Origin of the sequence: Xenorhabdus santafensis (genome assembly GCF_033949405.1) — a bacterium.
In the GTDB taxonomy this organism is placed as follows: domain Bacteria; phylum Pseudomonadota; class Gammaproteobacteria; order Enterobacterales; family Enterobacteriaceae; genus Xenorhabdus; species Xenorhabdus santafensis.
The window spans coordinates 1-305 of the sequence record NZ_VCDN01000518.1 but is presented as its reverse complement, the minus strand read 5'-3'; the positions used below and the strand labels follow the sequence as shown (position 1 = coordinate 305).

1 protein-coding gene is annotated in these 305 nt (G+C 39.0%); it reads left to right on the top strand.

Annotated features, from left to right (window positions below):
* Positions 1-28: 28 nt before the first annotated feature.
* Positions 29-305: hypothetical protein (locus FE392_RS23240; protein WP_319932036.1), on the top strand; the 277-nt coding region annotated here is incomplete at its 3' end.

Genomic DNA, 305 nt, shown 5'->3' with positions numbered 1-305 from the left:
GGGAACAACGAATCATACGGTACATATGATGGGGAAAGTAGATAATGAGGTACAGGCAGGTACACAAGTAGTAATGCATACAGAAAAAGTATTTGGAACTATTACAGAAAAAGTGCAGCAAGTATCTGAGCAAATTCAAACGGTATCTATGTCTACAGATGAAATTGCAGCGAGTAGTGAGGAAATCTCGGCTTCTGCAGAAGACATGGCTCAAATTTCCCAAAGATCATCTGACCGAACTGATAGGGTAAAAGAGTCTATTCAACAGCAAGAAAAATCTGTTCAAGAGATTTCGGTTTCAATTG